Below are 13,679 nucleotides of genomic sequence, written 5' to 3'. Positions count from 1 at the left end.
CTATGCCAGTCAAAGGCTAAATGGAATCGTATTCATATTCCTCGTCAGAAACGATTACTGAATTAGCCTTCCAAAGTTCTTCGGGATCTCCGAAGTTCTTCTTAGCTTCACGAAAACCCATGTTGAATGCCTTGACGTTGATGTCCCTGATCTTTGCAGGCAGGACTTCTTCAAGGTTCTTGCGCATGGTGCGCTGCTGTGCAAACGGCAGCAGGTAAGTTGCAGCACCGAGCACAATAGTGTTCATAGCCTGAGGCAAACCCAGCTTATCCTTGGCAAGCTTAGTAAAAGGCAGGCCGATAAACTGGTTTACCGGAGGCTGTTTGACCAGATCGGTTTCAATCATGAGCAGACCGCCGGGCTTCAGGTTACGGTAATACATGTTACACGCTTCCTGACTCAGGGCGATAAGCAAATCGAGGGATTCAGCTTTTGGATAGCTAATCACATTGGACGAAATAACCAGATCGGAGCGACTGGCGCCGCCACGTGCTTCCGGGCCGTAACTCTGGGTCTGGGTAACAAAGTATCCATGCCCGAGAGCCAGACCGGACCCCATAACCTTACCGAGAGTCAGGATACCCTGACCGCCGAGACCGGAAAGGCGGATTTCAAATCTGTCCAGAGGTTGATTTTTCATTACGCACCTCCCTGACATTTTGCAGCCATTTCATAGAATTTTTCTTCCAGACCGGGCTCATCTTTCTGGACAAACACGCCGGAGGGAACCTTCTTGGCTTTTTCCGCCTCGCTCAGCTTTTCATAACGCTCAATGTCTATGACATCCTTCTTGAGCATTTTATACATGTCCACCGGAGTCTTGTACTTGTTCTTGCGTCCGTACTGGGTGTGACAGGGAGTAAGGATCTCTACCACGCCGAAACCGGGGTTACTGATACCGTCCATGATCATCTGGTCCAGCTTCTTGACATGGAAAACAGTTCCACGGGCCACATAGTTGGCTTTGGCAGCGGAGCAAAGCTCCACACAATCAAAACTCTGCTCCATCTGTCCCAACGGTGTGGTCATGGAGAAAGAACCGGACGGTGTGGTCGGTGAGCACTGCCCGCCGGTCATACCGTAAATGTTATTGTTGAGAATCAGAGCAGTCACGCCGATATTCCTGCGCGCTGCATGGATCAGGTGGTTACCACCGATAGCCATGGAGTCACCGTCACCCATAACAACGATAACGTGCATCCCCGGTTTGGCCATCTTGATTCCGGTAGCAAAAGTCAACGCACGGCCATGGGTGGTGTGGACAGTGTTGAAATCAACATATGCCGCCAGCCTGCCGGAACAACCGATACCGGCCACCACGCAGACCTCATCTTTCTTGAGGCCGAGACCATGGATTGATCGGATCAGGGAACCGAGAACGATGCCATGCCCGCAACCTGCACAGAAAACATGCGGAAACTTCTTGTTATGCCTTAAGTACTCATGAATGAGCTGTGTACCTTTCATATCAACCATGACTACACCCGTGTTAAGACTTTAAGGATTTCGGCGGGGGTAATAATCTGCCCATCCACCTTATTGATGGTCCGCACGCTTACCTGACCGTTATTTACTCTTTTCACTTCCCTTGAAATCTGCCCCATATTCATTTCAGGAACAACGAGAGTACTGGCCTTGGCCATAACCTTCTCAGTTGCTTTCCTTGGATAAGGGAACAGGGTCGAAAGCTTAAGCAACCCGGCCTTTACACCCAGATCGCGAGCCTGTTTAACTGCAAGCTCAGCAGAACGGGCCACAGTGCCGTAGGCAATGACAACAACATCCGCATCCTCGGTGTCCACTTCATCAACCAGTTGCACATCATGGAGAAACTGGTCAATTTTACGGAACAACCTTTCGTTCAATTCACGAACTTCATCAGGCCGGGATGTGGGGAAACCGTTGGTGTCATGAGTCAGCCCGGTAACGTGAAAGCGGTAACCGGAACCGATAGCAGGCATTGGCGGTACGCCGCGCACAGTCTCTTCGTAAGGTTTGTACCATTCCGGAGGCATGGTCGGAACAATGCGATTAAAGACCTCATACTCATCCGGGTTGGGGATGATGATCTTCTCACGGGTATGGGCAGTAATCTCGTCAATAAGTAGGATTACCGGAGTGCGGTATTTCTCCGCAAGGTTAAATGCCTCAATGGTATTATCGAGACATTCCTGAACATTGGAAGCAGAAAGAACTATGATGGAATGATCACCATGGGTTCCCCAACGGGCCTGCTGCACATCGCCCTGAGCTGGGGATGTGGGAAGACCGGTACTGGGGCCGCCACGCATGACGTTAACAATTACCAGCGGAGTCTCGGTGATACATCCATATCCCAAATGCTCCTGCATGAGGGAAAAGCCGGGACCGGAAGTAGCGGTCATGGCTTTCCTGCCTGCCAGTGACGCACCGATAACCGATCCAAGTCCACCGATTTCATCTTCCATCTGGATAAATGAACCGTTAGGAATCAGTGGCAATCTCTGAGCCATTATCTCCATAATCTCCGAAGAAGGAGTAATGGGATACCCGCCGTAAAAGGTACAACCCGCCAGAAGCGCACCTTCAACAACAGCCTCGTTGCCCAGAGCGAAAATCTCTTTGTTTCTTTTTTTTCTAGGTCTGGCCATGGAAATTCACCTTATCCCTTTTTTTTACCGGAACCGGTTTTTTCCGCAGCACCGCCGGAAGCGGCAGGCCTGTCGGCTTTCCGGGCGGCCTTTTCAAGGACTGCCCTGCATACCGCAGGAATCTCATCATCAACCTTGGGACGAACCATAATCGCGAAATCCGGGCAATGCAGCTCACAGAATCCGCAATTTATACATTCTTCCTCCCGGATGACGACCGCCTTACCCTGATCGTTCAACTCCATGACCTTAGCCGGACAGAAGGCTGCGCAGATTCCGCACCCCTTACACCAGTCCGGAAAAATCGTAACCGTGCTATTTCCCTTACGTTTGACACTCATAACCTGATCCAGGTTGAGGGTGACTCAAATAATCCGTTCTTCTTCTCCCCTTGAACGGACCAACCTCGCCGACAGCTCCGTAAACTTTTATTTTTACTGGGCCTAAATTCGGCCCTAGCATGGTAATTCCGCACATGCAACAGGAATCGGAACTTTTATGGCAATATTATAAAATAAGCACAACTTAATTGACATGAATATGCTTTGTACATAGATTATGAAAAGATGGACTACTGTATTGCCAACGGCTTTTGATTGATTATACAATCACATTTTTTGCCCAAAAAAAAGAGTCGGCCAAATGCCGACTCTCCCAAATTTCTTCGCCAATACATAAAACTGACTGAAATTTCCAACACACTACTTACGGATACATATGCAACATACATTTCCCAAGTTTCGGAAACACAGTCGATAAAGAATCAATTCAACTTAATCTCATCCTTAAAAAAGGCTTCCACCTTGCCACGGCTGATTGGCTTTGAGAACAGGTATCCCTGCCCGAATTCACAGCCCAGATCGCGCAAAGTATCCTGCTGCTCAAGCTCTTCCACACCTTCAGCAACAACATTTAAGCCGAGGTTGTGGGCAAGGTTAACAATTGCCCTGACAATTTCAAGGTTTTCGGAAGATTCATTCATCTTACGCACAAAACTGAGGTCAATCTTCAACTGGTCAAGCGGAAATTCCTGCAGGTTACTCATAGATGAGTAGCCTGTTCCGAAATCATCAATGGAAACCAGAACACCTGCAGACTTGAGCCTATTGAGCATATCAACGGACTGTTTAGCCCGCTCCATAATTGCCGTTTCAGTAATTTCAATTTTCAAATTCTGCGCAGGAAGATCAAACTCATTGAGCTTGGAAAGAATATTGTCCACAAGTGCAGGTTGAGAAAACTGACGTGGAGAAATATTAATGGACATCATCATATCAGAAGCGGAATCATAATTAGCCTGCCAACTCTTCATCTGACGGCAGGCCTCACTTACAACCCAGCTTCCAAGTTCAAAAATAAGCCCAGACTCTTCAGCCATGGGAATGAACTCACTGGGCATAACCAGACCGCGTCGGGGATGATTCCAACGGATCAATGCTTCGAACCCGACAACACTATGGTTCTGCAAAGAATAAATAGGCTGGTAATCCAAATAAAGTTCATCACCTGAAAGCATTGCCGCACGGAGGTCACTCTCAAGCTGCATGGCCTGCACGGCCTCTTCCAGCATTCTTTTGTTAAAGACCTTAATTCTATCCCTGCCAGATTCCTTTGCCTGATGCATAGCAACATTGGCATTCTGGATAATTTCTTCCGGCTTGTCGTACTCAGTGGGGCTTAGCAGCACGCCGTAACTAGCGGCAACATTGATCTTATGTCCTTCGATTACAGCAGGACCGTTCAGACAATCCCTGATACGGCGGACAATACGTATACCTTCACGCGGGGAAGCAAGCTCTTCGAGCACAACAATAAATTCATCGCCACCGAAACGGGAAACAGTATCCAGCTCACGAATGGTTTTAAGCAATCGTTTAGAAACTTCTACCAGCAACTTATCACCGATATTGTGGCCAAGGCTGTCATTGATAATCTTGAAACGATCCAGATCCATAAAAACAACAGCAAAATAATAATTGTCCCGGCGGCGCGAACGTTCCACAGCCTGAAGAATACGGTCACAGCACAAAGTGCGGTTGGCAAGACCGGTAAGCGGATCATGCAGGGCTTCGTACTGCAGCTGCTTCTCCATAAACTTACGCTTGGTAATATCACGCAGGGAGATCCTTAAACCGAGCGAGGTACCGTCATCAGCAAAAACCTGATGACCGGTAAGAGAGACCCAACGCAGCAGACCGTCACGACGGAAAAGGCGCATATCCGTTCCATCAGGAGAAGGAAATGTCCCACGCAAAGCCTTCTGCCAAAACTCACGGTCATTCTTATGCAGAATATGCTCTACCCTGACCGGACCTTCCATGAAATAAGCTTTGGGGTAACCGGAGATACGTTCGCACGAGGGGCTAACATACTTTACCGCCCCGGTAGGCCCAATCCACATTTCCCAGTCAAATGTATACTCGGCAATGGTCCGGTACTCTTCCTCTGAAGCGCGCAGAGCCTTTTCCATCATCTTATAACTGGAGACATCAGTAACAAATGCAAAAGTCAGTTTTACATTATCACTTTCAAATAGATTAGTTGCATTGATGAAAATATCAACTTCACGGCCATTAGTGTTCACAAAGCTAAGCTCAAACTTGTGGGCATGACCATCGTTATTCCTGAACCGCTCAGCAGCAAGGCTTCCGAGAACCGACTCGACGTCACCACCCAGAATTTCTTCCCGTGTAAGGCCGATCATGGTGCAAAAGGCAGGGTTTACATCCAGCAGAATCAAGGATTCATCAATCATGAAAAAACCTTCAGCAGTGGTTTCTACCAATGCCCGGTAACGCTTTTCACTCTTAACAAGTGAGCGTGCAGCTTTCTCGCGCATAAGGATTTCGCTCTGCAAAACCTTATTCACTTCCTCAAGCCTGCTTTCACGGCTGGCGATTTCTTCAGTCATGCGGTTGAATCGGGAACCGATCTCCAACAATTCTATGTACTGAAACTCATCAAATCGGTAAGAGAAATCCCCCATGGCAACCTTATCCATCCCCTTGCGCAATCTGGCTATGGGGTTACGGATAAAGTAGTCTATGAGAAAGCCCGTGATTATATAGATGACTGCCACAGAAGTGAGGAAGGTCAGACTTGAAACAAACAGAATCCAGTCAAGGTTGCGACGATAAATCCTGCTGCTCAACTCCATACGGATGGACCCGATTTTTTCCTTGGAAATATACAGATCACGCACACGGACAATGGGGTTGTCGTCTTTGTCGCCGGGGCGCACAAAGTTAAACAACACCTCACCGTTCATATCGACAATTTTAAGTTTGGAGAACTGCTCGTTCTGAGTATAGGCACTGCAAACATGCTTGAGCGAGCCCATATCAAAGTTCCAGATAGGAAACGTAACGGACTTAGCTAACTGTTCAATATAATTATCAGCTTTATCCTCATATTCCTGACGCAACATCTTCGAACGACCAATATATTCATATGCCGTCACCAAACCGATAATTATAGCTAGAGCAAAAACAAGACAGGCTGAAAGATCACGGGAAATTGATCTCTCACCCTTTTTAAATTTTAAAAATGATCTATTCGAAGCGGTCGTATTCTCAGACATACCTTATTGCACCGGAACTAACATTAACACTCGAAAAACAAACAGAATTGATTGCAATATTGTTTTCACAATTAACTTTCAAAGTCTATAATAATTAATCTGTAGCTAAAAAAAAGATCATATTTCGCCAGAGAGATTACGCTCAGAAAGAACAACTTCAGCGAGAGCATTGATTACACATGCCGCAAGCGCAGAGCCACCTTTCCTACCCTCAATAGCTATATAAGGTATGGATTCGCAATTCATCAGCAGGGCCTTGGACTCCGCAGCATTCACAAACCCCACAGGCATACCGACAACCAACGCAGGAGGAGCCATCTCTCCTTCTTCGATTAAATTAACCAATCTGATAAGCGCTGTTGGTGCATTACCGATAACGTGAACAGCAGGCTTCAAAGAAGATGCAGCCAACTCCAGTGCAGCATGCGCACGCGTGGTGGAATTCCTCTTTGCTGACGCAATAACTTCCGGATCATTCATCAGACAACGCACTTCGCAACCCAAAGGGTTCATCCTGCGCATAGGAATTCCACAGCGGGCCATCTCTGTATCCGTGACAATAGAACAGCCGGACCGCAAGGCATCAAGGCCGGAAGCAACAGCATCCGGATGAAAACGCACAAGGTCGATCAACTCAAAATCTGCGGTAGTATGGACCATGCGCCTTGCGATCTGCCATTCAATACCGTCAAACCTGCGAGGTACCGGGACTTCGGAATCAATAATTTCAAAAGACTTCTTTTCAATATCACCGGGCTTTGCCACGGCCATGAGTTCTACTTTCCCGGACAAAAAATTATCTCCTTATTATAGCAAGGGAAGAGGAAGTTCCTATCCTGCTGGCTCCGGCCTGTAACAGTTCCTGAGCCTGTTCATATGTCTTAATTCCCCCGCTGGCTTTTACGCCGATGTCATCGCCGACAACAGAACGCATGAGCTTGATATCTTCCACACAGGCACAGCCGGGAGCAAATCCGGTGCATGTCTTAACAAAAGAGGCTCCTGCTGTCACCGCAAGATCACAGGCAATCTTTTTCTGTTCATCATCAAGGAGTCCTGTTTCAATAATTGCCTTTACCGGAACCCCGCCTGCTCCTTCCACGGTCATAAATATATCATTCAAAAACGCTTTGCGGTCACCGGCTTTTAGAGCTCCAATATTGACCACCATGTCCAATTCCTGCGCTCCCTTTTCCACTGCACGCATTGCTTCAAGCATTTTTACTTCCGTTAAAGTTGACCCCGACGGAAAACCAATTACCGAGCAAACAACCGGCTTTTCACTTGCCAGCAATTCAGCAGCACGGGCTATATGAGAAGGATGGACACAAACAGATGCAAAATCGTACTCAACCGCCTCCCGGCACAATTGCTCAATATCTGCAGGAACTGCTGATACCTTTAACAAAGTGTGGTCAATGTACGAAGCAAGTTTCTCTATTTTGTCCATGTCGGTCTCCCGGGTTAAAATTGAACAAAGTCCGGCTCCAATCCCGCGTTTCTCTTTGCAGGTCGAAACTAGAGCATACTTCCCATTAGAACGACTTTAATCCAATATGAAATTTCGGTCAAAATAAAGTTACAAATGCGCAAAAGAAAACCCCTGCCTCAATATGAAGCAGGGGCTAACCATTTTATATACATTAGGAAAACTAGCGATCTCTAGCCTGATACTTGGCCATATGTGCCTCCATGCGGCGGCTGGCCCAAGTCAGCACATAGCAAACGACAAAATAAAGGATCGCAATAGTAATAAAGATTTCTGTAGGCGCTGACAAGGTTCGGTTGTTAACCTGTGTAGCAGTACGAGTCAGCTCGTTCACACCGATGATGTAAGCAAGCGAGGTATCCTTGGTCAAAGAAACGAACTGGTTCACAAAGGAAGGGATCATGTTGCGCAGAGCCTGTGGCAGAATTACGTACCGCATGGCCTGTACATGTGAAAGTCCTGTACCCCTTGCTGCTTCCATCTGACCTCTGGGCAGAGCAATAACTCCAGCTTTGACGATTTCACCGATATAAGCCCCGGTAAAAACGATAAAGGCAATTAAGGCACAGTGGAATTCCGGCAGGGATTTACCAAGCACAACCGGAGCCAGAAAATAGAACCAGAAAATAAGCATCAGCAGGGGCACCCCACGGATAACCTCAATATAGACAACAGATATGGACTTAACCACCCTGTTGCGGGAAAGACGCATCAACCCCGCAGCCAGACCGATCCAGAAAGCACCGAAAATACCAAGCAGAGCAAGAATAATACTGGCCGCCAGACCGCCGATAGGTCCGTCAGGAAAGGCGCCCCAGAGAAAATAATCAAAGTTGTTCCAAACTACATCCCATTGCACGAGACGCCACTCCTAATATTTAATTTGCAGCAGGAAATGCTTGTTATACATATTGATCATGAGTGACACGATCAGCGAGATACACAGATAGATAAGGGTCGCCACAGTGAAAGCCTCGAATCCGTGGAATGTATAGGATTCGATCTGACGGGCCATGTAGGTAAGGTCCATAACCCCGATAGTCATGACCAATGACGAGTTTTTAATAAGGTTCAACGACTGTGAAATAAGTGGTGGTATGATGATTCTGAAAGCCTGCGGCAAAATAACGTAGCGATAAGCCTGCAGGAAGGAAAGTCCGGTCGCACGGGACGCTTCCAACTGGTTCTTGGGGATGGAGTTGATTCCGGCCCTGATTTCCTCAGCCACGAATGCGGCGGTATAAACGGTCAGGGAAATAACCCCGGCCGCAAATTCGAAATCATGGTCATAAAGCCATTCGTTTACCGCATCAGGCAGAATGGAGTAAGAGCCGAAATACCAGAAAAATATCTGAATCAGCAAAGGCGTATTTCTGAAAAACTCAACAAAAGCAAAGCTGAACCATTCGAAGGGCTTAAACTTGGACATACGCATTACTGCGACAATAGTCCCAAGAAGCATAGTGAATACGATGGATACTGCGGAGATCTGAAGGGTTACCTTGACCCCGTCGATAATCCACTGCCCGTATTGTCCGCTAAGAACCAGATTCCAATCAAACTGATAATTCAAAACATCTATCCGTTGTTTTCGGGAAGACCGCGCACGCACGGCCTCCCCGTTATCTTACAGAACTAAAACCTCAGGCAGTCGGCTTAGGGCCAAACTTCCATGTTCCAGGTAAGGGGCAGGTAGTACTTGGTGTCAGGACCGAACCACTTGTTGTATGCTTTCTTGTAGTCGCCGGACTTCCACATTTTGATGAGAGCCTGGTTAACTGCATCGCGGAAGTTGGACTCGTTCTCGGGAAGACCGATGCCGTAAGGCTCGGGGGAGATGAACTCACCTACGATTTCCCACTTTTCGGGGTTGGGGTCGGAGTTCTTGAGACCGAGAAGGATGGTTGAGTCAGTGGTAACAGCTTTAACTTTACCCTGCTTGAGAGCGAGCATTGCCTGGGGGTAACCTTCGAAGGAAAGCACTTTACAATCAGGCTGTGCAGCCATGATGTTCTGCTCGGAAGTGGAACCTTTAGCGGTACCTACTTTTTTGCCTTTCAGGTCAGCAACGGAGTTGATGCCGGAACCTTTTTTAACGAGCAGCTTCTGACCGTCCATGAAATAGGTGATAGAAAAGTCAATGGTGTCGTCACGGGCAATCTTGTGGGTCATGGTAGCAGCAGCAAGGTCAATGGAACCCTGAACAACCATGGGGATACGGGTGGCGGAAGTTACGGGCTTGAACTCAGCCTTTACACCCAGTTCCTTGGCGATGTAGTTACAAATATCGATATCAAGGCCGACAAGCTTCTTGGTGTCTTCATCAATGTAACCGAAAGGAACAACAGCATCTTTAACACCACACATCAGAACACCGCGGGCTTTAACTTCCTGCAGTTTGTCGGCCATTGCAGCAGATGCGCAAAGAGCCATCGCCAAAACCATAGCAACAATAATTGAGAGTCTTCTCATCAGGGTCCTCCTGAAAAATTTAAGGTTACCTACCAATATCGCCGGCAAGAGCGATAATTACAATATCTCCTTCAAGAACATTTTTGCTCTTTCATGCTTGGGATTGCTGAAGAACTCCTCCGGGGGAGCCTGTTCAATAACCTCACCGCCATCCATGAAAATCACACGGTCCGCCACTTCACGGGCAAAACCCATTTCGTGGGTCACGCAAAGCATGGTCATGCCTTCGCGGGCGAGGTCTTTCATTACGTTGAGAACTTCGTTGATCATTTCCGGGTCCAGCGCGGAAGTAGGCTCGTCAAAAAGCATGGCCTTGGGCTTCATGGCCAGAGCCCTTGCGATGGCAACACGCTGCTGCTGTCCGCCGGAAAGTTCTGCGGGATACTTATGAGCCTGATCGTGAATTCCTACCCTTTCAAGAAGGTAAAGTGCTGTTTCCTCAGCTTCGGCCTTGGGTACATTACGTACTTTCAATGGTGCGAGGGTAACGTTGTCCAATACGGTCAGGTGGGGATAAAGGTTGAACTGCTGGAAAACAATACCTATTTCAGCGCGCAGCTCATTGATATTTACACTCTTGTCAAGAATGTCTTTATCATCAAAAGTAATTGTCCCTTTCTGGTAGTCTTCGAGCCTGTTGATGCAACGGATAAAAGTACTCTTACCGGAGCCACTGGGGCCACAGATTACAAGCACTTCACCTTTGTCGACATGGTCGTTGATACCTTTTAAAACATGAAAATCCCCGTACCACTTGTGGAGATTCTTAATTTCAATCATTGCCATAATGCTTAACTCCAACTCCCGTACTGTTTATTAAGTTCAGGACCGGCCGTGATAGTAAAAAACGCGTATATTGATGATTACGGCCGCCATTCTCCAAGCTAGTATTAATATCGCCCAGAATTCAAGAATGAGAGACTTTTATAGCCTAAAACAAAGAAAAGTCAAGGAATTAACCCCTTTTTTCCATTTATGTAGAATTCCAAAAACTAATTGCCGAACATGCAAAACAGCCCCATTTTTAACCACCTCACTCATTCACTCAAAATTGATCATTTCGCGTAACCACGGGCATCACAGATTTTAGACAACACATAACACCTTTAATCACACAAGGGAAATAAATATACAAAAAAGATAAATGTTTTTTGCGGAAAAATGAAATTTAAATATTTTTTTTCTTTTTTAATAAAAATTTATCAAAAAACTCTGCACAAAGCAGCCAGCACCCTCAACAGGAGAACACAGCTCCTTCCAACTTATCGCTGAATTTGCGGTATGAATACCTGCAAAGCCCCAAACAAAGCCACTTGAGTCACAACACACCACCTTTCCCGCTCAGCATGAAGCAGTTGCCATAGTTGTAAAACTCTTGATTGATCAAACAATCTACCACAAAAAACACAAGCCAGGCATGATGCCTAAAGCTTTTTATTGTCTAAAAATCCACACCAAACCCAAAAAAAAAGCGGGAACAGGTAAAACCTGTTCCCGCTGAATCAGCTTGTATAGAATATTCAGAACTATTCGTCAGTGATGAAAGCCACCGCACATGCTCCGGGTCCGGAATGTAGTCCCAGCACAGGAGAGGCCTCAACAACAAACTCCGGCTCTGCGCCGAACTCGGCTTTGAGGACGCGTCTGAACCTTTCTGCGGTCTCTGGAGTATCTGCGTGAGAAATGGCGTATCTGAAATTACCGCGGCCGTAAGCATTATCCTTAACCAACTTGATCAAGGCATCTTCCTGCCGTTTAACACCGAAAGACTTCGCAACAACCTTGGGATGACCTTCTCCGGCAAACTGCAGGATAGGCTTGATGTTCAGAGCCTTGGCAATCATGCCCTGCCCCTTGCTCAAACGTCCGCCACGCACAGCATAGTCAAGACAGTCAATAGTTACGAAAATTTTGACGTTCTCCACAGCCCGGTCAGCAACCCTGCGGACTTCAGCTGCCGAAGCACCTTTCTTGGCTGCACGGGCAGCTTCAAGAACGGGCAACCCAAGTCCGATAGTCAGCATCTTACTGTCAATGGCGGAGACATTATCAAAAGGACTGCTTACGGTCAGGGCATTCTGAAATGTTCCACTGAGCACTTTTGCAACATGCAGAGAAACAACATCTTCGTAATCAGAAGAAACCTTGGCGTAGGCACGTTTCATGTCGCCGGGAGTCGGCTGCGAAGAAAGCGCCCTCTTTGCTGAAGGAAGAATTTTATAGAACTCACTGGAACTGAGAGTCACCCGATCAATGAAATCTTTATCATCAATGGATAAACGCATGGGAACCACGCGAATATCGTACTTTTCCAGCACTTCATCAGGAAGGTCGCAAGTACTGTCAGTAAGAATACCTACAGTGCGGTCATCAGCGAGGAGGCGTTTATGCTGAACCAGCATATCGTCAACCTTGCGCTTAACTACTTCACCGTAACCATTGACTATTTTCTCAACTGCGTCGGGATCGTTGGTATGGATATGAATCTTCACAGAAGCGGGAGTTCCGGCAACGATCAGACTGTCACCCATCTCGCAGATAGAATCACGAATGGCTGCGCGATCAATGCCCTCACCCTTGAGAAGAAATTCAGTACAAAAGCGAAAATCAAGAGATTCAACCGCCACCTTATCCTGAACATTAGCAAAGGACTTGGAGTTACGTGCATCCGGCAGAAAACTTTTTTCAATCTTGCCGTTCTCCAGCAGGTCCACAATACCTTCAAGCAGATAGACAAAACCCTGCGCTCCGGCGTCTACAACCCCGGCAGCCTTAAGTTCGGCCAACTTTTCAGTGGTGCACTTTGCGGAATTACGTGCGTATTCGAGAGAATCCGAAAGAAGATGATGGAAATCGCGATAGTTGTCACCGTTAGCATGCAGGTGAGCAGCCCAATCACGGATAACACTAAGAATGGTTCCGTCTTTGGGGTCAGAAATAGCCTCACAGGAACGCTTGGCAGCCAAGGAAGCAGCCTGAGCGAAATCTGAAGGAGAAAGTTTAGGCATATCTTTCACGCCCTCAGCAAATCCACACAGGAACTGGGCCAGAATAGCACCGGAGTTTCCTTTGGCCCCGTCAAGGGCGGATTCCGCAATCTGGGCGGTCATTTTCTCAATGGAGCGCTCCACAGTTTTACCGGTGGAACTTACTATGCTGCGCATTGTGCCGGCCATATTGGCCCCGGTATCCCCGTCGGGAACCGGAAACACATTGATAGCATCCAAATGTGGGGAATTGGCTATCAGTTTGCTTGCGGCGGCCACAACTCCCCTCCTGAAGCGGACACCGTCAACATAGTCAATTTTTACAGTATTTGCTGTAGTCATATATAAAAAGAGCTAAATATTTTTTTCAAAGTGGCAAAATAAACGTTGTAACAATCGTCACAAAAAAAGCAGTCTCTACCTGCATGTTATATGAGCAAAAATCAAGTTATTATACAAATAAATCCATCTGTGTTTTTTTCAAATAAGCAGAAATAAACACATACAGCCTTTTAAGCAGC

General features: G+C 47.0%; 12 protein-coding genes. All 12 read right to left on the bottom strand.

Features of this window, described 5'->3' with window-relative positions:
- Positions 1 to 16 precede the first annotated feature (16 nt).
- Positions 17 to 640, bottom strand: coding sequence for a 2-oxoacid:acceptor oxidoreductase family protein (locus ACO05Z_RS07425; RefSeq protein WP_421901531.1), 624 nt, complete (start codon positions 638 to 640; stop codon positions 17 to 19).
- The gene (locus ACO05Z_RS07420; protein ID WP_421901530.1) at positions 640 to 1,476 is read right to left on the bottom strand and encodes a 2-oxoacid:ferredoxin oxidoreductase subunit beta; all 837 of its coding nucleotides are present in this window, start codon (positions 1,474 to 1,476) and stop codon (positions 640 to 642) included. The genes ACO05Z_RS07425 and ACO05Z_RS07420 overlap by 1 nt, the downstream gene beginning before the upstream one ends.
- 2 nt (positions 1,477 to 1,478) lie before the next feature.
- Positions 1,479 to 2,630, bottom strand: a complete 1,152-nt coding sequence (locus ACO05Z_RS07415; RefSeq protein WP_421901529.1) for a 2-oxoacid:acceptor oxidoreductase subunit alpha — start codon at positions 2,628 to 2,630, stop codon at positions 1,479 to 1,481.
- A gap of 11 nt (positions 2,631 to 2,641) precedes the next feature.
- A complete protein-coding gene (locus tag ACO05Z_RS07410) occupies positions 2,642 to 2,971 on the bottom strand; it encodes a 4Fe-4S dicluster domain-containing protein (protein WP_421901528.1) in 330 nt (109 codons plus the stop codon).
- A 422-nt stretch (positions 2,972 to 3,393) separates the two neighbouring features.
- Positions 3,394 to 6,210, bottom strand: coding sequence for an EAL domain-containing protein (locus ACO05Z_RS07405; RefSeq protein WP_421901527.1), 2,817 nt, complete (start codon positions 6,208 to 6,210; stop codon positions 3,394 to 3,396).
- Between the two features lie 117 nt (positions 6,211 to 6,327).
- Complete coding sequence (locus ACO05Z_RS07400; RefSeq protein ID WP_421901526.1) at positions 6,328 to 7,002, bottom strand: precorrin-8X methylmutase; 675 nt, start codon at positions 7,000 to 7,002, stop codon at positions 6,328 to 6,330.
- Positions 7,003 to 7,006: 4 nt separating this feature from the next.
- Entirely contained in the window at positions 7,007 to 7,660 is a 654-nt protein-coding gene (deoC, locus tag ACO05Z_RS07395) for a deoxyribose-phosphate aldolase (protein ID WP_421901525.1), read from the bottom strand.
- 202 nt (positions 7,661 to 7,862) lie between these two features.
- Entirely contained in the window at positions 7,863 to 8,558 is a 696-nt protein-coding gene (locus tag ACO05Z_RS07390; RefSeq protein ID WP_421901524.1) for an amino acid ABC transporter permease, read from the bottom strand.
- Positions 8,559 to 8,570: 12 nt separating this feature from the next.
- Entirely contained in the window at positions 8,571 to 9,272 is a 702-nt protein-coding gene (locus tag ACO05Z_RS07385; protein ID WP_421901523.1) for an amino acid ABC transporter permease, read from the bottom strand.
- 83 nt (positions 9,273 to 9,355) lie between these two features.
- A complete protein-coding gene (locus ACO05Z_RS07380; protein WP_421901522.1) occupies positions 9,356 to 10,171 on the bottom strand; it encodes an ABC transporter substrate-binding protein in 816 nt (271 codons plus the stop codon).
- A 57-nt stretch (positions 10,172 to 10,228) separates the two neighbouring features.
- Positions 10,229 to 10,957: an amino acid ABC transporter ATP-binding protein gene (locus tag ACO05Z_RS07375; RefSeq protein ID WP_163350435.1), complete on the bottom strand. Its 729-nt coding sequence runs from the start codon at positions 10,955 to 10,957 to the stop codon at positions 10,229 to 10,231.
- 740 nt (positions 10,958 to 11,697) lie between these two features.
- Positions 11,698 to 13,437, bottom strand: coding sequence for a DegV family protein (locus ACO05Z_RS07370; protein WP_421901521.1), 1,740 nt, complete (start codon positions 13,435 to 13,437; stop codon positions 11,698 to 11,700).
- Positions 13,438 to 13,679 lie beyond the last annotated feature (242 nt).

The organism is Maridesulfovibrio sp., from assembly GCF_965230075.1.
Classification (GTDB): Bacteria; Desulfobacterota; Desulfovibrionia; order Desulfovibrionales; family Desulfovibrionaceae; genus Maridesulfovibrio.
This window is presented reverse-complemented; position numbering and strand designations above follow the sequence as displayed.